This window comes from Nocardioides oleivorans, assembly GCF_004137255.1.
GTDB lineage: Bacteria > Actinomycetota > Actinomycetes > Propionibacteriales > Nocardioidaceae > Nocardioides > Nocardioides oleivorans.
The window spans coordinates 605,738-625,328 of sequence record NZ_SDWT01000002.1; the positions used below are offsets into that span (position 1 = coordinate 605,738).

Genomic DNA, 19,591 nt, shown 5'->3' on the forward strand with positions numbered 1-19,591 from the left:
TGACGCACGCCGCCGAAACGGCGTCCGGGCGGGATCGCCGGTAGATTCGCGCGGTGCCCGACACCCGCCCCCGCCGTACCTTCGCCGTCATCAGCCACCCCGACGCGGGCAAGTCGACCCTCACCGAGGCCCTCGCGCTGCACGCCCGGGTGATCACCGAGGCCGGCGCCGTGCACGGCAAGGGCGACCGTCGCGCGACGGTGTCGGACTGGATGGCGATGGAGAAGGCCCGCGGCATCTCGATCACGTCGGCGGCCCTGCAGTTCGTCTACCGCGACCACGTGATCAACCTCGTCGACACCCCCGGCCACAGCGACTTCTCCGAGGACACCTACCGCGTGCTGTCGGCCGTCGACTCGGCCGTGATGCTGGTCGACGCCGGAAAGGGGCTCGAGCCGCAGACGCTCAAGCTCTTCAAGGTGTGCGCGCTGCGCGGCATCCCGGTGCTGACGGTCATCAACAAGTGGGACCGGCCCGGCCTCTCGGCCCTCGAGCTGATGGACCTCATCCAGGAGAAGATCAAGCTCCGGCCCACTCCCCTCACCTGGCCCGTCGGCGAGGCCGGCGACTTCCGCGGCGTGCTGGACCGGCGCACGGGCGAGTTCGTGAAGTACACCCGCACGGCCGGTGGTGCGACCCGCGCCCCCGAGCGCCGGATGGCGCCCGACGAGGTCGAGGAGACCGACGCCCACCAGTGGCAGGCGGCCGAGGAGGAGCACGAGCTGCTCACCCTCGACGAGGCCGACCACGACCAGGCGCGCTTCCTGGCTGGTGAGACCACGCCCGTCATGTTCGCCTCGGCGCTGCAGAACTTCGGTGTCGCGCAGCTGCTCGACCTCCTGCTCGACATCGCCCCCGACCCCAGCGCGACCGAGGGCGTCGACGGCTCCGTGCGTGAGACCGACGACGACTTCAGCGCCTTCGTCTTCAAGGTGCAGTCGGGCATGAACAACGCCCACCGCGACCGACTGGCCTACGCCCGCGTGGTCTCCGGCCACTTCGAGCGCGGCATGGTCGTCACCCACGCCGGCAGCGGCCGCCCGTTCGCCACGAAGTTCGCCCAGTCGGTCTTCGGCCGCGACACCGCTGCCGTCGAGACCGCCGAGCCCGGCGACATCATCGGCTTCGTCAACGCCCAGGCCCTGCGCGTCGGCGACACCGTCTACGTCGGTGAGTCGATCGAGTACCCGCCCGTCCCGAGCTTCGCGCCCGAGCACTTCGTGACCGCCAGCGCCGGCGACATCAGCCGCTACAAGCAGTTCCGCCGCGGCATCGAGCAGCTCGACCAGGAGGGTGTCGTCCAGGTGCTGCGCTCGGACCTGCGCGGCGACCAGAACCCGGTGCTCGCCGCCGTCGGCCCGATGCAGTTCGAGGTCGTCGAGGACCGGATGACCAACGAGTTCAACTCGCCGATCCGCCTGTCCCGCCTCGACTACCAGGTCGCGCGCCGCACGAACGCCGAGGGCGCCACCGCGCTGGCCGGGATGCGCGGCATCGAGGTGCTCGAGCGCAGCGACGGCACCCACATGGCGCTGTTCGTCGACCAGTGGCGCGCGATGGTCACCGCCCGCGACAACCCCGAGATCATGCTCGAGGCGCTGCCCGCCGGCGGCGCCTGAGGCCGCGCCCGCCTCCCCCGTATCGTCGACAGGGTGAATGCCGCCGTCGTCCCGCTCGACCTCGGGCACCACTTCGCCGACACGCTGCCCGAGCTCGCGCTCCCGTGGCAGGCCGCCGACGTGCCCGAGCCGCAGCTGCTGGCCCTCAACGAGCCCCTCGCCACCCAGCTCGGGCTCGACCCCGACTGGCTGCGCACGCCCGAGGGGCTCGGCCTGCTCACCGGCACCGCGGTGCCGGAGGGCGCGACCCCGGTGGCGCAGGCCTACGCCGGCCACCAGTTCGGCGGCTACTCGCCCCGCCTCGGCGACGGCCGCGCGCTGCTCCTCGGCGAGCTCACCGACGCCGACGGCCGGCTGCGCGACCTGCACCTCAAGGGCTCCGGCCGTACGCCGTTCTCGCGCGGCGGCGACGGCTACGCGGCCGTCGGGCCGATGCTGCGCGAGCACGTGGTCAGCGAGGCGATGCACGCCCTCGGGATTCCGACGACCCGCTCGCTCGGCGTCGTCGCGACCGGACGACCCGTGCACCGCGAGACCGTGCTGCCGGGCGCCGTCCTCGCCCGGGTCGCCAGCAGCCACCTGCGCGTCGGCTCCTTCCAGTACGCCCGCGCCACCGACGACCTCGACCTGCTGCGCAGGCTCGCCGACCACGCCATCGCGCGGCACCACCCCGACGTCGCCGACGCCGAGCAGCCCCACCTCGCGCTCTTCGAGGCCGTGATGGCAGCGCAGGCGTCGCTCGTCGCGCAGTGGATGCTCGTCGGCTTCGTCCACGGCGTGATGAACACCGACAACATGACGATCTCCGGCGAGACCATCGACTACGGCCCGTGCGCCTTCATCGACGCGTTCGACCCGGCCACGGTCTTCAGCTCGATCGACACCGGCGGGCGCTACGCCTTCGGCAACCAGCCGGTGGTCGCGGAGTGGAACCTCGCGCGCTTCGCCGAGACCCTGCTCCCCCTCCTCGCCGAGGAGCAGGACGACGCGGTCGCCATCGCCACCGCCTCCCTCGGCCGGTTCCGCACGTCCTACTCCGAGGCGTGGTCGCGCGGGATGCGCGCCAAGCTCGGCCTCCCCGACGGGCTCCCCGACGAGGTCACCGCGGGGCTGGCCGGCGACCTGGTCGAGCTGATGCGCGACAACCACGTCGACCACACCGGATTCTTCCGGGCGCTCGGCGCAGCGGCCCGCGGCGACGCCGACGCGGCGCGCGGGCTCGTGCTCGACCTGGCGGCGTACGACGCCTGGGCCGCGCGCTGGCTCGCGCTCTCCCCCGACGCCGACGCGATGGACCGCGTGAACCCGGTCCACGTCCCGCGCAACCACCTCGTCGAGGAGGCACTGGACGCCGCCACGGGCGGTGACCTCGGCCCGCTCGACCGGCTGCTCGAGGCGGTCCGCCGGCCGTACGACGCACGTCCCGGGCTGGAGAGGTACGCCGAGCCCGCCCCGGAGTCGTTCGCCGGCTACCAGACCTTCTGCGGGACCTGACCCCACCCCGCTGTGACCGCTGTCTCGGGGTCCACGACCCACTCGGGTGGTATGGACCGGGGCCGGGACTGACAAGGTGTCGTCCATGGCTCGACGACGCACCCCCGAACCCGCCCCCACGCCTGCGCCCGTCCCGGCGCCGCCGTCGCGCGAGGAGACCATCGGCCACGGCCTGTCGTGGACGGCGCGGTGGAGCCTGCGCTTCGTCGGCATCGCCCTCGGGCTGGTGCTGGTCGGGCTCGTCGTCAAGTACGCCTGGGTGATCATCTTCCCGGTGCTGATGGCCCTGATCCTGTGCACCGTCCTGGCGCCGGTCGCCTCTTTCCTGCGCCGACGCCTCAAGCTCCCCAACGCGCTCGCCGCGGCGATCACCGTCCTCGGCGCCATCCTCGTGGTGGTCGGGGTCGGCTACACGATCGCCCCGTCCGTGGCCTCGCAGGGCGGCGACATCGTCGACAGCGCCAGCGAGGGGCTCCAGCACGTGCAGGACTGGGTGCAGAGCTCCGACTTCGTCTCCAAGGAGCAGATCGACGCCGGGCTCCAGGGGCTGCAGGAGAAGCTGACCGGGTCGGCCGGCACCATCGCCTCCGGCGTGCTGGTCGGGGTCTCCGCGATCACCAACGGGCTGGTCAACCTGGTGCTGGTCCTGATCCTGACCTTCCTGTTCGTCAAGGACGGCTCCCGGTTCCTGCCGTGGGTGCGCCGGCTCGCCGGCCCCACGGCCGGCCGGCACCTGGCCGAGGTCGGTGACCGCGCCTGGGCGACCCTGGGCGGCTTCATCAGGACCCAGGCCCTGGTGTCGCTCATCGACGCCGTCCTCATCGGTGGCGGCCTCCTGCTGATCGGCGTCCCGCTGGCCGTCCCGCTGGCCGTCCTCACCTTCTTCGCCGGGTTCGTGCCGATCGTCGGCGCCTTCGTCGCCGGCTCGATCGCCGTCCTCATCGCGCTGGTGTCCAACGGGCCCACCGGTGCGCTGCTGGCGCTCGCGCTCATCGTCGCCGTGCAGCAGGTGGAGGGCAACGTGCTGTCCCCAATCCTGCAGTCGAAGTCGATGAACCTCCACGCGGCCGTCGTCCTGCTGGCGGTCACCCTCGGCGGCACGCTGTTCGGGATCTCGGGCGCCTTCCTGGCCGTGCCCTTCACGGCCGTGCTGGCCGTCGTGCTGCGCTACCTCGACGAGGTCGTCGACGCGCGGACCAGGTCGCGCGTCGCGCCACGCACGGCCGAGGACTGACGACTGCCCTAGACTCGCCGCCAGACGCAGACCGGGAAGTCGGTGCAAGCCCGACACGGTCCTCGCCACTGTGACTGGGGAGCTGCGCCCGAACACGCCACTGGACCACACGTCCGGGAAGGCCGGGAACAGCGCTCGACCCAGGAGTCAGGAGACCGCCTGCGTCCATTTCCGCACACGACGATTCCACGAGAGATGGAGCGCAGGACTGATGGACCGACCCCTCGCACGAGCAGACCGACCCACCGTCACCGTCTGCCGCGGCTGCTGCTGCGGCACGACGAAGAAGCGGCCGCTGGTCGACCACGCCGCCCGGCTCGACGCCCTGCGCTCGATGCTCGGCGACACCGCGACCGTTCGTGTCACGGACTGCCTCGGCCCCTGCGAGCGCTCCGACGTCGTCGTGGTGAGCCCGTCGCCCGGCGCCCGCCGGGCCGGCGCGCGCCCGGTGTGGCTGGGCCTGCTCAACGGGCGCCACGAGGCCTCGGCGATCGCCGACTGGGTGCAGGCGGGTGGCCCGGGAGTCGCCGACCTGCCGGAGAGCCTGCGGCGCTCGCCGTTCCGGCCGTCCGCCACCGCGACGAAGGTGTGACCGTGCGGCACCTCGACACGGACCTGACGTCGCTGGCCGTCTTCCTCGTCGACCGGCTCACCGAGGACCTCGCCCGGCTCTGGGAGCGCGAGGCGGCGCGCGAGGGCGACCTGCTGCGGCCCGGTCTCGCCGCCCAGGTCGCGATCATCGACGAGGTCCTCGCGACCCTGCGATCGGGCCTGCTGCCGTCGCAGCGCGAGCTCCGGCTGCTGCTGCTCGGCTACGGCGCGCACCCCGACTACGACCCCGTCTGGGCGCAGCGGCTCAGTCGGCCGGCGTGAGCGGACGGCAACCGGTCAGCAGGTACTGCAGCACCACCTCGTGACCCGGCGCGACGCCGTGGGCGCGGTCGAGCTCGCGGACCTGCTCGAGCGGGGTCACGGCCACGTCGACCAGCCCGCCCCGGCGGAGGGCGTCGGCGACCTCCTCGATGGAGCGGGCGTCGGCCAGCGGCAGGTGGCCCTCGGGCCGCTCGCCGTAGAGCTCGCCGAGGCCGTCGGTGAACCACAGGCTGTCGGCCATCGCCACGACGCCGCCCGGTCGCAGCAGGCGCACCCAGCGCGCGACGGCCGTCTCCGGGTCGCGCAGGGTCCACATGACGTAGCGGCCGACGACCGCGTCGAAGGACTGCTCCGCGAAGTCCGGGTCGACGGCGTCGCCGGCGAGGAACCGGGGCGGAGTCACGTCGGAGGTCACGTCGGAGGTCGCGTCGGAGGTCGCGTCGGAGGCGGCGTCCCCGGCGGCGATCTCGAGCATCCCCGGCGAGAGGTCGATGCCCGTCACGCGGTGGCCGAGCCCGGCGACGAGCCGCGCCACGTGGCCGCTGCCGGTGCCCACGTCTAGCACGTCGGCCGGGGCGGCCGGGAGGGCCGCGGACCAGATGCCGCGCCACACCTCCAGGTCGAGGTCGCGACGCTCGGGACGTTGCTGGTAGGCGTCGTAGGCCGGGGCGCGACGGGTCCAGTAGTCGTTGATCGAGTGCTGGAGCTGCTGCTCGGTCATGCGGGTGCGGTCTCCCTCAGGTGATCGTGCTCGAACGGCTGGAACGGGTGGAAGAGCAGGTGGAGCTGGTCGCCGGTGCGCACGCGCTCGATGCCGATGCCGTAGACCGGCTCGAGGAGCTCGGGCACCAGGACGTCCTCGACCGGGCCGGTGGCGGCGATCCCGCCGTCGCCGAGCAGGACCAGGTCGTCGCAGTAGCGCGCAGCGAGGTTGAGGTCGTGCAGGACCACCACGACCGTGCGGTGCAGGTCGTGGGCCAGGTCGGCGACCAGCCCCAGGACCTCGTGCTGGAAGCGGATGTCGAGGTGGTTGGTCGGCTCGTCGAGGAGCAGGTGGGTGGCCTGCTGGGTGAGCGCGCGGGCGATCAGCACCCGCTGGCGCTCACCGCCGGACAGGCCGGCGAAGGGCCTCGCCGCCAGGTGCGAGGCACCGACCCGGGCGAGCGCCTCCGCGGCGACCCGACGGTCCTCGGCACCGGTGCGCTGGAACGTCGACAGGTGCGGGCCGCGGCCGAGCAGCACCATCTCCGCGACGGTGAGCGTGCTCTCGCCGCCCGTCTCCTGGACCACGACCGCCACCCGTCGCGCGGCCTCGCGCGGCGGGAGCGCGGCGAGTGCCTCCCCGTCGACGGTCACCGACCCGGTCGGGCTGTCGAGGGCGCCGTACAGGAGCCGCAGGAGCGTCGTCTTGCCGCTGCCGTTGGGCCCGATCAGGCCGAGCACCCGGCCGTGCGGCGCGGTCAGCGAGACGGCGTCCAGGACCCGCGACGAGCCGTAGGACCAGGAGAGGTCGTCGGCGCCGATCACGAGGTGCCGAACCGCTCGACGATGCGCGCGAGGCCGTCGAACGCCAGCGGGCTCGGCGGCTCGGTGAAGTTGAAGAGCTGCGTCATCACGTCGCCGTTGCGCACCGCCGTGAGCTGGTCGGCGCCCGGCAGGTCGGTGATCGCCTGCTCGACCGGTCCGGGCTCGCCCTCGCTGTGCAGGAGGACCAGCACGTCGGGGTCGCGACCGAGCAGCTCCTCGAGGGTGACCTCGAAGACCCGCTCGTCGACGTCGGCGAAGACGTTCTCGAGGCCCGCCGCCTCCAGCTGCGGGTGCGCCATGCTGCCGGTGCCGTAGGCGTACGTCGTCCCGCCGCCGACGGTCGGGTAGAGCACGGCGGCGGTGCGGCCCGATCCCTCGCCCACCTCCGACTCGATCCCGGCGAGCTCGTCGCGGAGGTCGGCGATCGCCTCCTCGGCCTGTGCCTCGCGGCCGAACACCGTGCCGTACAGCTCGAGCTGGTCGTAGACGTCGTCGAAGGCCGGCTCGCCACCCGTGCCGCACAGGGCGGGCTCCTCCAGCAGCGGGATCCCGACGGCGTCGAGGGTGTCGCGGGAGAGGTTGTCGACCTGGCCGAGGACGAGGTCGGGCTCCTGGGAGATCACCACCTCCTTCGAGATCTGGAGGTGACCGCTGCTGTCGAGCTCGTCGGTCAGGAGCGGGATCTCGTCGAGCTCGGCCAGCGTCTCCTCGTCGTAGTAGTCGTCCGGGTACTGCCCGGCGCGGGCCGTGACGCGGTCCATCACGCCGAGGTCGTGGAGGAACGGCACGGCCGAGCTCTTCAGCAGCACGACGCGCTCGGGGTCGGCCTCGAAGGTGACGTCGGCACCGCAGTTCTCGACGGTGACCGGGTACGACCCGGTGCTGGGCGAGGTGGGCCCGGACCGGTCGTCGGCCTCGGCACCGCACGCGGCGAGTGAGCCGGCGAGCAGGAGGGTGGCGGCGATGCGGGTCGGGACGGGCACGGAGGTCCTCCTCGGGTCGGGGTCGGGGTCGGGGTCGGGCGAGCGGTCACGCACTGGTGGCGTGGAGGCGGCGGATGAGCACGAGCAGGAAGGGTGCGCCGACGAGGGAGGTGATGATCCCGATCGGCACCTCCTGCGGGGCGAAGACGGTGCGGGCGAGGATGTCGGCCCAGATCAGCAGGATCGCGCCCATCAGCGCGGCCACGACGACCACGCGGACGTGCGCGCCGCCGACGGCGCGGCGTGCCAGGTGCGGGATCACGAGCCCGACGAAGCCGATGCTGCCGGCCGCCGCGACCACCACTCCGACGCACAGTGCGACGACGACGAGCAGCCGGAGCCGGAAGCGCTCGGGACGTACGCCGAGGGTGTGGGCGGTCTCGTCGCCGACGGCCAGCGCGTCGAGTCGCCGGCCCCATACCGTGAGCAGGGCGACCGAGACGAGGACCACGACGGCGACCACCGCGAAGGGCAGGTCCCACTGCGCGAGGGCCAGCGAGCCGAGCAGCCAGAACATCACCGAGCGGGCTCCCTCGGCCGAGCCCGAGGCGAAGATCAGGAAGCTGGTCAGCGCGTAGAGCGCGTAGCCGACCGCCACCCCGGCCAGCAGCAGCCGGACCGAGGTGACCCGGCCGGCGCTGCGCGCGACGAGGAAGACCAGCAGCGAGGCGGCGAGCGCGCCGAGGAACGCCGTGACCTGGAGGGCGTGCTCGGCGAAGCCGGCGCCGACCCCGAAGAGGATGGCGGCCGCGGCGCCGCTGGAGGCGCCCGAGTTCACGCCGAGGAGGTAGGGGTCGGCGAGCACGTTGCGGACCATCGCCTGCAGCGCGACCCCGCAGATCGCTAGGCCGGCTCCGACGAGCGCGCCGAGCAGCACCCGCGGCAGGCGGACCTGCCACACGATCGCGTCCATCGGGACGCTCCACGTGCGCTCCCCCGGCCAGCCGAGGAGGTGGTGGGTGACGACCTGCGCGACGGTGCCGGCCGGCACCGAGAAGGCACCGATGCCGACCCCGGCGACCATCGTGGCGACGAGGCCGAGGACCAGCCCGAGCAACCACGACGTCGTACGCCGCCGGGTGGCGCCCACCCCGAGGGGGTCACCCGGGGGCTCGGTCGTCGGTCGCGGCACCTGGACGGTGTCGGTGGCCACCCGCAGCCCTCGCTCTCGTTGTTGCAACTGACTTGCAACAAGGAACTCTAGGCGACAGGCCTCCTCGACCAGGCGGCGGCTCCCTCGTCGAGCCCGAGCACCGCGCTCGCACCGGCGGCGGCGTCCGGGTCGTGGGTGGCCAGCACGACGGCGGCGCCGCGGGCGGCCTCCTCGTGCAGCGCCGCGAGCACGAGCTCGCGGTTGCCGGCGTCGAGCTCACTGGTCGACTCGTCGGCGAGCAGCACCTCGGGACGCAGCGCGAGCGCCCGGGCCAGCGCGACGCGCTGCTGCTGGCCGCCGGAGAGCTGGTCGACGAGGTGGCCCTCGGAACCGGTCAGGCCGACCCGGCCGAGTGCCTCCGCGACCCGCGCCAGGGCGACCGGGGCCGTCTCGCCGCGGGCGAGCAACGGCACCAGCACGCTCTCGTGCGCGGTGAGGCTGGCGGAGAGCGCGTTGCGCTGGGGCACCAGCACGACGCCGCGCCCGGCTGCCCCGTCCCGGTCGCCCACCACCTCGCCACCCACCAGCACCTGTCCGGTCACGGTCGCCACCGCCGGCCGCAGCGCGCACGCCAGCGCCCACAGCAGCGACGACTTGCCTGCACCCGACGGGCCGGTCACCGCGACGACCGAGCCGGCGGGCACGGCCAGGTCGAGCGGGTGCACGGCGAGGGTGTCGCCCCACGCCACCGACAGCCCGGTCGCCGCCAGGTCGGTCATGGCTCCTCCACCCGCAGCTCGAAGTGGTCGTCGACCTCGTGCAGCCGCACCAGGGTCCCCGGCGGGAGCCGGTCCAGCGCGTGCCCCTGCAGCGGCAGGAAGCCGTCGGCGGTGACGACGGCGTACTCCTCACCACTGCGGCCCTCGCCGCCGATCCGGCCGTCGCGGATGGTGACCGTGCGCGGCAGCACGCGCGCGACCTCGGGGTCGTGGGTCACCAGCACGACCGTCGTGCCGTGGGCGCGGTTGACCTCGGTGAGCACCTGGAGGACGCGGTCGCGGGCCGCGTGGTCGAGCTGGCTCGTGGGCTCGTCGCACAGCAGCAGCCCCGGCCGGGTGGAGACCGCTGCGGCGACCGCCGCCAGCTGGAGCTCCCCGGGCGTCAGGCCGCCGAGCGGCCGGTCCGCCACCGCGGCCAGGCCCACCTCGCCGAGCACCGCTCGGGGGTCGGAGACCTCCCGTCCGGACCGGCGCGCCTGCTGCTGGGCGAACCGCACGTTGTCGAGCGCCGAGACGTGGGGCAGCAGGTTGCGCGCGGCGCCCTGGAGCATCAGCCCGACGTCGGTGGCCCGCAGGCCGTCGAGCACGCGCGAGGTCGCCGCGGACACCTCCGTCTCGCCGACGAGGACCTTGCCGGCGCTGGGCCTCAGGATCCCGGCCAGGAGGCTCATCAGGGTCGACTTGCCCGAGCCGGACGGACCGAGCAGGCCGACCACCTCCCCCGCCGCCACGTCGAGGTCGACGCCCGACAGCGCGGCGACGTCGTGCTCCTCCACGTGGTAGATGTGCACGAGCCCGCGGGTGCGGATCGCCAGACCCCCTCCCCGGCCCGTCACCCCGCCTCCCCCGCACGCTCGAGGTGCGCCCGGCGGGCCACCGCCCAGCCCGTCGCCACCACGGCGGCGGGCAGCGCGACCGCGCAGGTCACGGCCACGAGGAGCACGGCCGGCCACGCCGTGGCGGTGTCGACCACGGGCACCGAGGGCGGCTCGGGGAAGAAGGCGACGTCCGACATCGACAGCGCCGCACCCGCCAGGCCCGCGCCGATGCCGGCGACGACGGCCAGCAGGACGGCGGGGAGGTGCGCCCACACGGCCAGCCGCACCGTCGTACGACGCCCGGCGCCGTTGAGCCGGAGGATCGCGAGGTCCCGCGAGCGGGCGCGCCAGCCGATGACGGCCAGCACCAGCAGGACCAGCACCGCGGCGAGCACGACCGCAGGGCCCACGACGGACCCGAGCGCCAGGCTCCACGTCGGCACGGTGCGGGCGTAGGACGAGCTGACCTCGGACAGGCGGCGGACATCGGTCACGGCGATCCCGCTCGACCGCAGGGAGTCCTCGACGGCGGTCACCAGCGCCCGGTCGTCCGCGAGCCACACCTCCAGGTGCGCGTCGAACGTGATGTCGCGACCGCGCGTGGCGGCGTCGAGGTCCACGAGCGCGGACGTCGCGGGCAGGGCAGGGAGCAGGGTGGTGCGTCCGACGACGTCGGCTGCGCGGTCGCTGCCGTCGACCCCGGTGACGAGGAGGTCGTCGCCGGCGGACCGGCCCGCGGGCACGATCGCGTCCAGCGTCGGCGGCACCCAGGCCGGTGTCAGGTCCACGGGGTAGAAGCCCCGGACGCTCACGACGAGGGACAGCGCGTCGGTCGCGCCGCCGGTGACCGGCCTGAGCACGGTGTGCTCGTCCTCGTCGGCGTTCCAGTCGTCGACCGACGTCCCCACGTCGACGGGCGCGCCGTCGACGCGCAGGTCGCCGAACGCCAGGCTGCCCGCGGTGATCGACCCCTGGGCGGCGCTGAGCCGGACCGCCGCGAGCCGGCAGCCGTCGCCGCACCCGGCCGCCTCACCGGTGAGGGTCGTCCGCTCGCCGGCTGCCGGGACCGCTCCGAGCGGGACCGTGCGGCGTACGCCGGTGCCGGCAGTCACCACGAGTGCGAGGCGCAGCTCGGACGGCACGTCCAGGACGTCCTGGACGGCGAAGTCGTCGCCGGCCTCCACCGTGAGCGAGATGCGGGACCCCGTGAGCTCCACGGGTGCGTGGACGGGCGGCTCGATCGCGCGCCACTCCTCGGACGTCGGACCACCGCGCGGGAAGAGGGCGACCCGCCTGAACGGCTCCGGGTCGACGGCCAACGTGTCCTGGGCGAGCACGACCACGGTCGCGCGCTCGCCCGTCGGGTCGGCGGTCCGCAGCGCCGTACGCACCTGGTCGAGGTCGTGTCCCTCGACCCCGAGCACGACCGGAGCGCCGGCATCGTGCTCGCCGGCGTTGTCGCGGGTCCGGTCGCCGACGGCGAGGGCGTCGAGCGAGAACACCGCGAGCGCGGTGGCCACGGTGATCACGGCGACCAGCACGCGCGTCTCCCGACGTCGACCCACGTCGAGCAGGGTCAGCCCCGCCACGAGGCGCCCGCGCCGCAGGAGGCGTCGCCCGGCCCCGGTGGCTGCGGGGGCGACGACGTGGCCCAGGAGCAGCCCGACGAAGAGGCCGAGCAGCGCTGGTCCGGCGAGTGCGGCCGATCCGGTGAGGCTGCCCGTGACGAAGGCGAGCACGCCGGTGCCGACGGCGGCCAGGACGACGGCGTCGAGGGCGCCGAGCCGCCACCTCCCCGGGCCGGGCCGACCGCTGCGGACGAGGGCGTCGAGGGGCTCGCGGGCCACGCGCACGGCGGCGGCGACCGTGGTCAGCACCAGGACCAGCACGGCGACGAGCACCGCCACCACGAAGCCGGGGGCGAGCTCGACGACCGTCGGCCCCGGGAGCAGGGCGCGCGCCACCAGGCCGCCGAGGACGGCGATCGCCGCGCCCGGGACGACCCCCGCCAGCAGCACCGGGAGCAGCTCGGCCAGCAGCAGGCGTACGGCACCACCGGGTCCCCTGCCACGGAGCCGGGCGACCGCCACCTCGCCGCGCCGCTGCTGCGTCGCTGCGACGAGGACCAGCCAGAGGACGAAGAGGAGCAGCACGGCCAGCGGGGCCAGGAGCAGCGGGACCGTGCGTGCGCCCAGTGCGCCCTGGGCGCGCACGTCGTCGGCCGTGTCGCCCACGCTGCTGAGCACCCGCAGGTCGTCCTCCTGCTCCCGGACGTCGTCGCCCAGCGCGCGGACGGAGTCGTCGAGCGCGAACAGCTGGTCGACACCCGTGGTCTCGGGCACAGACCCGCCCGCGCGTGACGCCTCGGCTGGCAGGACGGCCGCGTCGACGAACGTGTCCTCGGCGGTCAGCCACGCGTCGTGAGCCGCCGACGGGTCGGTCCCGCCCCCGGCGATCCTCGAGGTGCCGACCAGGCGGAGGTCCTGCCACCAGCCCTCGTCGCCGACGGCGTAGGTCCCCACCACCTCCAGCGGCACGTCGGGACCGGCCTCGGACGTCGCGACCGCGAGGGTCGTGCCGATGGTGAGGCCGAAGTTCTCCGTGTCCGCGTCGCTGACCAGGATCTCGCCGGCGGCGGTCGGGCACGTGCCGGCGAGCAGCAGCAGGTGGTCACAGGCGCCGTCGCGCCACACCAGGAGGCCGTTGGGCGGGACCGCGCCGGTCGTCGGGCTCACCAGCGCTCGACGGTCCAGCACGACGGGGCCGAGCCGCTCCGTGACGTCCGCCGGCAGCATCGCGCGCAGGTCCCTGGGGTCGCGTGCCTCGGTCGTGCCGATCGCGTTGACCGCGGACTCCGACCGGATCGCGACCACCCGGTCCTCGGCGCTCGCCCGCGCGAGCAGCGTGTCGACGAGCGCCTGCTGCATGCTCCGGTCGTAGACCGGCGCGAAGGCCGTGCACGCGGTGACGAGCGTCGAGACGGCGAGCAGGGCGACGGCCTGTCCACGGCGGTGGCCGACGGCAGAGCGCCACGCGTGGCGGAGCGCCGACCACCCGGGCGCGCGCGAGGATCCCCAGCCCCTCATGGCCACGCCCTCCTCGTCCTGCGGTGAGCGGAGCGTACCGACAGCCGGGCTCGCCGACGCGGTCAGCCGCCGGTCTCCCAGACCCGCACCCAGTCGACGTACATGTGCTGCGGGAGCCGGCCCTCGCGGATCTTGGGGATCTCGTAGTTCGCGGCGATCAGGCTGAGGATCACGAACTGGCGCTCGGCCGAGATCCGGCCGCGCACCCGGCCGGTGACCTTGCCGTCGATCCGGTAGACCAGCTGTCTCGGGGTCCACTCGACCGAGAACACGTGGTAGCCCTTCGACCAGCCGTCGCTGCGGCTGGCGAGGTAGGACTCCGGCCGGTCGATCCAGCCTCCCGTGGTGACCTTGCGTGCGCCGTCGAAGCGGTGCACGAAGCTCGCCAGCCCGCCCTGGGGGTGGTGGTCGCCGAAGTACTCCACGACGTCGATCTCGTTGCCGAGCGCGCCGGGGTGGATGCCGCCGGACGGCTGGAGCCAGAAGGCGCCGTGCTGCCCGCGGAGCCGCTGGAACTTCACGCGCGCGGCGGCGACGCCGTACCGGAAGGAGAAGGCGCCCTCGGTGCCGATGTGGCCGTTGAGCCGGTAGGCGAACCTCCCCGGCACGGCGTCGCGGCCCACGATCCGGCACCGCGTGGTCGCGTCCGGGTCCTTGATCACGCTGAGCCGCACCGCTCCCCCGGCGACCTGCACGGCCCGCGGGTCTCCCTTGGCGCACGAGCGGCGGCTCTCGTGGACGTGCTCGAGCCCCCGGTCGCGCCAGTCGGGGCGGAGCGTCGTGCCGGTGAACTCGTCGGTCCACGTCGGCTGCAGCCAGCGCTGGTCGGTCGCGGGCGCGCTCGTGATCGCCGGGAGGCCGTCGTGCGCCAGCGCGCGGACGCGGTACGACGACGCCCGCCCGTCGGCCGCGGGCGGGACGGCGAGCTGGGCGCGGCCGCGCCGGTTCTGCCGGGCCGTGGCGAGGTGCTCCCACGTGTCGCCGCGCAGCACCTCGAGCTCGACCCGGCGACCCTTGCGCACCGGCCGGACCGTCGCGACGACGGCGGTCGAGGCGTGGTCCGCGTCGGCCACCCGGCCACCGTGCTGGACGATCTGCGGCAGCACCTCGAGCCGGATGCGCTGCCGCGCGGTGGCGTGGGTCGACACGTTCGTCGGGTCGCCGGTCGCATCGTCGATCGGGCCGTCGTCGGCCGTCGCGGGCTGCCACCCGAGCAGCGGGACGACGAGCAGGAGGATGAGGGCCCACCGGGGCGCGGATCGAGCTGGCACGCGACTGGGACGCACGTGACGCCCGCAGAGTTGTGGACGGGTGCGCGTGGACCGTTCTGCTGTGAGCGGAACGGGGCCTGCTCACGGGTCGACGATGGCTACATTCGATCCATGGGCGAGATCCTGCGGTTCCCGGCACCCGACCCCGACGCCTCCCCCGAGACGCCCGAGCCGCTCTGGCGTGAGCTGGTCGGGCAGGAGCTCCACCGCGAGCGCACCGACCGCGGCGAGCGGCTGGTCGACGTGGCCAGGCGGGCCGGCGTCTCGATGCAGTACCTCTCCGAGGTCGAGCGTGGCCTCAAGGACCCCTCCTCGGAGATGCTCCAGGCGATCGCCGGCGCGCTCGACCTCAGCGTGCGCGAGCTGGCCACCCGCACGGCACGGCCCGAGGCGCTCGCGCTCGCCGCCTGACCCGACGCTCCGCCGACGCGGCCAGCTCAGCGGACCACCGGCACCTGCTCGCGCAGCACCGTGTCGACGATCCCGTACTCGACCGCCGCCTCACCCGGCAGGACGAGGGTCCGGTCGGTGTCCTGGCGGACCTGCTCGGTCGTCCGGCCCGTGTGCCGTGCCAGCACCTCCTCGAGCTCGAGCCGCACCCGGGCCACCTCGTCGGCCTCGAGGATCAGGTCGGGGATCGTGCCGCGGCTCTGCGTCGCGGGCTGGTGGAGCACGACCCGGCCGTGCGGCAGGATCGCGCGGCTGCCCGGCGCTCCCCCGGCCAGCAGGACCGCGGCCGTCCAGGCCGCCTGGCCGACGCAGACCGTCTCCACCGCCGGCTTCACGAACTGCATCGCGTCGTAGATCGCGAGCATGTCCGAGATCGAGCCGCCCGGTGAGTTGATGTAGAGGCTCATCGGGAGCTCGGGGTTCTCCGAGGACAGGTGCAGCATCTGCGCGATGACCGCGTTCGCGACGCCGTCGTCGATCTCGGTGCCGAGGTAGACGATCCGCTCGGACAGCAGGCGGGAGTAGAGGTCGAGGGTCCGCTCGCCCCGGGGCGTGGTCTGGACGACGTAGGGGATCGTGTAGCTGCTCATCGCGCACCCGCCAGCCCGACGGGGCGCTGGGTCCCCGGCGTCACGTGGTCGACCGAGGTGATCACCTGGTCGACGAAGCCGTACGCCAGCGCCTCCTCCGCGCCGAACCAGCGGTCGCGCCGCGAGTCCCGCTCGATGGTGTCGCGGTCCTGCCCGGTGTGCGCCGCGACCAGTCCGATCACGGTGTCGCGGGTCAGGCGCAGGTCGTCGGCCTGGATCTCGATGTCGACGGCCGTGCCGCCGATCCCGGCGGAGCCCTGGTGGAGCAGCACCCGGGAGTGCGGGAGGGCGTACCTCTTGCCGGGCGTGCCCGCCGACAGCAGGAACTGGCCGGCGCTCGCGGCCATCCCCATCGCCAGCGTGCTGACGTCGTTGGGGATCAGCTGCATGACGTCGTGGATCGCGAGCATCGCCGAGACCGAGCCGCCGGGCGAGTTGATCCAGAGGCTGATGTCGGCGCGCGGGTCCTCCGCGGACAGGAGCAGCAGCTGGTGCATCAGCCGGTTGCCGTTGCCCTCCCGCAGCTCCTCGCCGAGCACGATGATGCGTTGGTGCATGAGGCGGCGGACCAGCTCGTCCTCGATGCGTTCTGTCGTGGGATTGATGCTCATGCCTCCACAGTGACGGGAGCGTTCGGCCCGCCACAGGGCGCTCTGCCGGCAGCGGATCCGCTGGGAGCGGAGCGGTTCAGGCCTCGAAGACGCACTCCCCGTCGACCCACGTCGAGCGGACGCGCGCGGCCCCGATCTCGTCAGGCATGGCGAAGGGGTCACGGTCGAGCACCACGAGGTCGGCGACCGCCCCGACGGCGACCCGGCCGGCGTCGTCGCGGTGGTTCACCCACGCCGAGCCGCTCGTGTAGGCGGCGAAGGCCACCTCGATCGGGAGCGCCTGCTCCGGCAGGAACGGCTCGGTGCCGGCTGGCGCGGGCTCGTCGTACGACGTGCGGTGCACCGCCGTGTGGATCGCGGCGAGCGGGTGGGGCGTGCTCACCGGCCAGTCGCTGCCGGCGACGAGGCGCGCGCCGGCGCGGTGGAGGTCGCCGAAGGGGTACTGCCGCCGCGCCCGCTCCTCGCCCAGGAACGGGATCGTCAGCTCGGTCATCTGCTCGTCGAGGCACGCCCACAGGGCCTGGAGGTTCGCGGCGACGCCGAGGTCGGCGAACCGTCGTACGTCGTCGGGGTGCACGAGCTGGAGGTGGGCGATGTGGTGGCGACGACGGGGGTCCGTGCCCTCGAAGGCGTCCAGGGCCTCGCGCACGCCGCGGTCACCGAGTCCGTGGACGTGGACCTGGAACCCGTGCGCGTCGAGCGCGCGGACGTGGCGGCGGAGGTCGACCGGGTCGACGAAGGAGATGCCGGTGTTGGTCGTCGCGTGCCCGCACCGGTCGAGGTAGGGCTCGACGAGCGCGGCCGTGCCGTTCTCGGCGACGCCGTCCTGCATGATCTTGACCGACGTCGCGGCGAAGCGCCCGCGCGAGTAGTCCCCGCGCTTCGCGACCAGGTCGGCGACCTGCTCCTCGCCGCGCCCGCGGTCCCACCACAGCGCCCCCACGACGGTGCCGGTGAGGTCGCCGGTGTCCGCGGCACGGGCGTACGTCGGCCCGCCGTCGCGCATGTTGGAGTAGGTCCCGACGATCGCGTCCTGCCAGCCCGTGATGCCGAGCGAGTGGAGGTGGCGCTGGCCCTCCATCAGGCCGGCGTACATCTCGTCGTCGTCGGCGACCGGCGCGACGCCGGCGAGGAGGTCCATGGCGCCCTCGTGCAGGCATCCCGTCGGCTCGCCGTCGGCGTCGCGCTCGATCCGGCCGTCGTGCGGGTCGGGGGTGTCGCGGGTGATCCCGGCGACCTCGAGCGCACGGGTGTTGACCCACGCGCCGTGGTGGTCGCGGTTGACCAGCGCGGCCGGGCGGTCGGCCACGACCTCGTCCAGCGCGCTCGCCGTCGGCAGGCCGCCCGGGAACGCGGCCATCGCCCAGCCGCCGCCCTGGATCCAGGGCCGGTCCGGATGGTCGTGGGCGTAGGCCCGGACGTGCGCGAGGTACGCCGCGCTGTCGACCGGGAGCTCGCTCAGGTCGCACCCGAGCCGCTCGAGCCCGCCCTGGATCGGGTGCACGTGCGCGTCGGTGAAGCCGGGCAGCAGCAGGCCACCCGCCACGTCGACGACCCGCGCCCCGATCGGCGCGACGTCGTGCCCGATCGCGATGATCCGGCCGCCCTCGACCAGCACGTCACCGATCGCTCCCCGATGGGCATGGCCGTCGAAGACGGTGGCGTTGCGGAAGACGGTCGCGCTCACGCCGACAGTTCTACCGGGTGGAAGCGACCTCGCGTCGACGACATGACGCGCCACGCGAGCCCAGCCGGACGTCGCAACGGGCTGCTGTCCGAGCAGGCGCTCCGCGCCCGTCGTCGCTGGTCGAGCAGGGCGCCGGGCGGGCGGTGGTCGAGCGTGGCGCGTCGCGCCCGTGTCGAAACCAAGGCTCACCACCACCCCTTCACCGATGGTCGAGGAGGGCGCCCCGCGCCCGTCACGAGACCCTCCTGCTGGTTGAGCAGGGCGCTCTGCGCCCGTGTCGAAACCAAAGGCTCACCACCATCCCCCCACCGTTGGTCGAGGAGGGCGCCCCGCGCCCGTCACGAGACCAAGACCCCCGCTGGTCGCTGGTTGAGCAGGGCGCCCCGCGCCGTGTCGAGACCAAAGACCGCCCCCGACGGATCGAGGCGAGCGCGGCACACGCCTCAACACCCCGCCGATCCCGCCCTCCACAGATCCGGTTCAGGCATGGCGGCTGTCGGTGCTGGTCGATATAATCGAACACATGAGCGAAGCGCTGGCGGTGGCACGGGAGGCGGGGGTTGAAGACCTCACCGCCTCGGCCCTGCTCGCTGCCCTGCGCAATCGCAAGGCCGTCGAGGACCGCGCCGCGGCCGACCAGCTCGATCTCGCCGCCAGGTGGGCCGACCTCCACCCGCCGGAGTCGATCCACCTCGCCGCGGCGTTCACCGTCCCCGGGTCCGAGCACGAGGAGCCGATCGCGGGCGAGGGCTGTCCGCTGGTGGCGGAGTTCTGTGTGGCCGAGCTCGGCGCCGTGCTCGGGATCTCGTCGACGGCTGCGAAGAAGCTGATCGGGCACGCCCTCGAGCTCCGCCACCGCCTGCCCCGCCTCTGGTCGCAGGTCCACGCCGGCTCGGTCCCGGCCTGGCGGGCACGACTGGTCGCCGAGACCACCATCCACGCGGTGCCGTCGCTGACGCGTGAGGCCGCGGGCTGGGTGGACGACCAGGTCAGTGCGGTTGCTGGTCGCGTCGGGACCGCGCAGCTCGACCGTCTCGTCGCCGAGACCATCAAGCGGTTCGACCTCGCTTCACCCGATCCCGCATCGGATCCCGAGGACGGCTACCTCCACGTCGACCCCCGACACGTGACCATCCACGACCAGGACGTCCACTTCTCCGGCACGATCCACATCGAGGCCGACGTCGACCTGGCCGACGGGCTAGACCTGGATCACGCCCTCACCCACGACTCCGCCGCCCAGAAGGCCCTCGGCTCCACCGAGACCCTCGACGTCAGGCGTGCCAAGGCGCTCGGCAACCTCGCCCGCACCCAGACCGCCCTTGACCTCTACGCCCAAGGCCCTACGAGCGCGGCGGCCACCACGACGCGCGACGACACCGACGGGCTGCCAGTCGCGCGGGAAGTCGTCCTCCACGCGCACTTCGACGCCACCCTCACGAATGTGGGGACGGTGTTCGGTCCCACCGGACGGAT

Annotated in this window: 17 protein-coding genes, 1 pseudogene and 1 riboswitch; of the genes and pseudogenes, 7 read left to right on the plus strand and 11 right to left on the minus strand. The window is 73.9% G+C overall.

What is annotated here, in order from left to right; genetic code table 11:
* Window positions 1–53 precede the first annotated feature (53 nt).
* The 5 genes from EUA93_RS18495 (at window position 54) to EUA93_RS18515 (ending at window position 5,220) form a co-directional block, all read left to right on the plus strand.
* Window positions 54–1,619, plus strand: coding sequence for a peptide chain release factor 3 (locus tag EUA93_RS18495; protein ID WP_129401748.1), 1,566 nt, complete (start codon window positions 54–56; stop codon window positions 1,617–1,619).
* Between the two features lie 33 nt (window positions 1,620–1,652).
* Complete coding sequence (locus EUA93_RS18500; protein WP_129401749.1) at window positions 1,653–3,113, plus strand: protein adenylyltransferase SelO; 1,461 nt, start codon at window positions 1,653–1,655, stop codon at window positions 3,111–3,113.
* Between the two features lie 85 nt (window positions 3,114–3,198).
* Window positions 3,199–4,347 carry an AI-2E family transporter gene (locus EUA93_RS18505; protein WP_129401750.1) on the plus strand — a complete coding sequence of 383 codons (1,149 nt, stop codon included), beginning with the start codon at window positions 3,199–3,201 and terminating at the stop codon, window positions 4,345–4,347.
* A 32-nt stretch (window positions 4,348–4,379) separates the two neighbouring features.
* A riboswitch (cobalamin riboswitch) is annotated at window positions 4,380–4,505 on the plus strand.
* A gap of 53 nt (window positions 4,506–4,558) precedes the next feature.
* Window positions 4,559–4,939, plus strand: a complete 381-nt coding sequence (locus tag EUA93_RS18510) for a (2Fe-2S) ferredoxin domain-containing protein (RefSeq protein ID WP_129401751.1) — start codon at window positions 4,559–4,561, stop codon at window positions 4,937–4,939.
* Window positions 4,940–4,941: 2 nt separating this feature from the next.
* Window positions 4,942–5,220: a hypothetical protein gene (locus tag EUA93_RS18515; protein WP_129401752.1), complete on the plus strand. Its 279-nt coding sequence runs from the start codon at window positions 4,942–4,944 to the stop codon at window positions 5,218–5,220.
* On the opposite strand, the gene EUA93_RS18520 is transcribed toward EUA93_RS18515, so the two are convergent.
* The 8 genes from EUA93_RS18520 to EUA93_RS18555 form a co-directional block, all read right to left on the minus strand.
* Window positions 5,204–5,941, minus strand: a complete 738-nt coding sequence (locus tag EUA93_RS18520) for a class I SAM-dependent methyltransferase (protein ID WP_129401753.1) — start codon at window positions 5,939–5,941, stop codon at window positions 5,204–5,206. The genes EUA93_RS18515 and EUA93_RS18520 overlap by 17 nt on opposite strands.
* Entirely contained in the window at window positions 5,938–6,747 is an 810-nt protein-coding gene (locus EUA93_RS18525) for an ABC transporter ATP-binding protein (protein WP_129401754.1), read from the minus strand. The genes EUA93_RS18520 and EUA93_RS18525 overlap by 4 nt, the downstream gene beginning before the upstream one ends.
* Window positions 6,744–7,730 (minus strand): ABC transporter substrate-binding protein, encoded by a 987-nt coding sequence (locus tag EUA93_RS18530; protein WP_129401755.1) that lies wholly within the window; start codon window positions 7,728–7,730, stop codon window positions 6,744–6,746. The genes EUA93_RS18525 and EUA93_RS18530 overlap by 4 nt, the downstream gene beginning before the upstream one ends.
* Before the next feature lie 46 nt (window positions 7,731–7,776).
* The gene (locus EUA93_RS18535) at window positions 7,777–8,820 is read right to left on the minus strand and encodes a FecCD family ABC transporter permease (protein ID WP_476703586.1); all 1,044 of its coding nucleotides are present in this window, start codon (window positions 8,818–8,820) and stop codon (window positions 7,777–7,779) included.
* Window positions 8,821–8,930: 110 nt separating this feature from the next.
* Complete coding sequence (locus tag EUA93_RS18540; RefSeq protein ID WP_129401756.1) at window positions 8,931–9,602, minus strand: ABC transporter ATP-binding protein; 672 nt, start codon at window positions 9,600–9,602, stop codon at window positions 8,931–8,933.
* A complete protein-coding gene (locus EUA93_RS18545; protein ID WP_129401757.1) occupies window positions 9,599–10,438 on the minus strand; it encodes an ABC transporter ATP-binding protein in 840 nt (279 codons plus the stop codon). Before EUA93_RS18545 ends, EUA93_RS18540 begins: the two co-directional genes overlap by 4 nt.
* Complete coding sequence (locus tag EUA93_RS18550; protein ID WP_129401758.1) at window positions 10,435–13,506, minus strand: FtsX-like permease family protein; 3,072 nt, start codon at window positions 13,504–13,506, stop codon at window positions 10,435–10,437. Before EUA93_RS18550 ends, EUA93_RS18545 begins: the two co-directional genes overlap by 4 nt.
* 62 nt (window positions 13,507–13,568) lie before the next feature.
* Entirely contained in the window at window positions 13,569–14,777 is a 1,209-nt protein-coding gene (locus tag EUA93_RS18555) for a glycoside hydrolase family 16 protein (RefSeq protein ID WP_129401759.1), read from the minus strand.
* A gap of 111 nt (window positions 14,778–14,888) precedes the next feature.
* On the opposite strand from EUA93_RS18555, the gene EUA93_RS18560 reads away from it, so the two are divergent.
* Window positions 14,889–15,188: a helix-turn-helix domain-containing protein gene (locus EUA93_RS18560; protein ID WP_129401760.1), complete on the plus strand. Its 300-nt coding sequence runs from the start codon at window positions 14,889–14,891 to the stop codon at window positions 15,186–15,188.
* A gap of 26 nt (window positions 15,189–15,214) precedes the next feature.
* Here the strand turns inward: EUA93_RS18560 and EUA93_RS18565 are convergent, their stop codons facing one another.
* From EUA93_RS18565 to EUA93_RS18575, 3 genes are all read right to left on the minus strand, one after another.
* Window positions 15,215–15,817, minus strand: a complete 603-nt coding sequence (locus EUA93_RS18565; RefSeq protein ID WP_129401761.1) for a ClpP family protease — start codon at window positions 15,815–15,817, stop codon at window positions 15,215–15,217.
* Window positions 15,814–16,428, minus strand: coding sequence for a ClpP family protease (locus tag EUA93_RS18570; RefSeq protein ID WP_129401762.1), 615 nt, complete (start codon window positions 16,426–16,428; stop codon window positions 15,814–15,816). Before EUA93_RS18570 ends, EUA93_RS18565 begins: the two co-directional genes overlap by 4 nt.
* 76 nt (window positions 16,429–16,504) lie before the next feature.
* Entirely contained in the window at window positions 16,505–18,115 is a 1,611-nt protein-coding gene (locus tag EUA93_RS18575) for an amidohydrolase (RefSeq protein WP_129401763.1), read from the minus strand.
* A 523-nt stretch (window positions 18,116–18,638) separates the two neighbouring features.
* On the opposite strand from EUA93_RS18575, the pseudogene EUA93_RS18580 reads away from it, so the two are divergent.
* A pseudogene (locus tag EUA93_RS18580) lies at window positions 18,639–19,591 on the plus strand (DUF222 domain-containing protein); the annotation flags it as partial.

Excerpts from the sequence above, each read along its gene's own strand:
- EUA93_RS18505 (WP_129401750.1), top strand. The coding sequence starts at position 3,199 with ATGGCTCGACGACGCACCCCCGAACCCGCCCCCACGCCTGCGCCCGTC.
- EUA93_RS18510 (WP_129401751.1), top strand. The coding sequence starts at position 4,559 with ATGGACCGACCCCTCGCACGAGCAGACCGACCCACCGTCACCGTCTGC.
- EUA93_RS18520 (WP_129401753.1), bottom strand. The coding sequence starts at position 5,941 with ATGACCGAGCAGCAGCTCCAGCACTCGATCAACGACTACTGGACCCGT.
- EUA93_RS18540 (WP_129401756.1), bottom strand. The coding sequence starts at position 9,602 with ATGACCGACCTGGCGGCGACCGGGCTGTCGGTGGCGTGGGGCGACACC.
- EUA93_RS18550 (WP_129401758.1), bottom strand. The coding sequence starts at position 13,506 with ATGAGGGGCTGGGGATCCTCGCGCGCGCCCGGGTGGTCGGCGCTCCGC.
- EUA93_RS18560 (WP_129401760.1), top strand. The coding sequence starts at position 14,889 with ATGGGCGAGATCCTGCGGTTCCCGGCACCCGACCCCGACGCCTCCCCC.
- EUA93_RS18565 (WP_129401761.1), bottom strand. The coding sequence starts at position 15,817 with ATGAGCAGCTACACGATCCCCTACGTCGTCCAGACCACGCCCCGGGGC.
- EUA93_RS18570 (WP_129401762.1), bottom strand. The coding sequence starts at position 16,428 with ATGAGCATCAATCCCACGACAGAACGCATCGAGGACGAGCTGGTCCGC.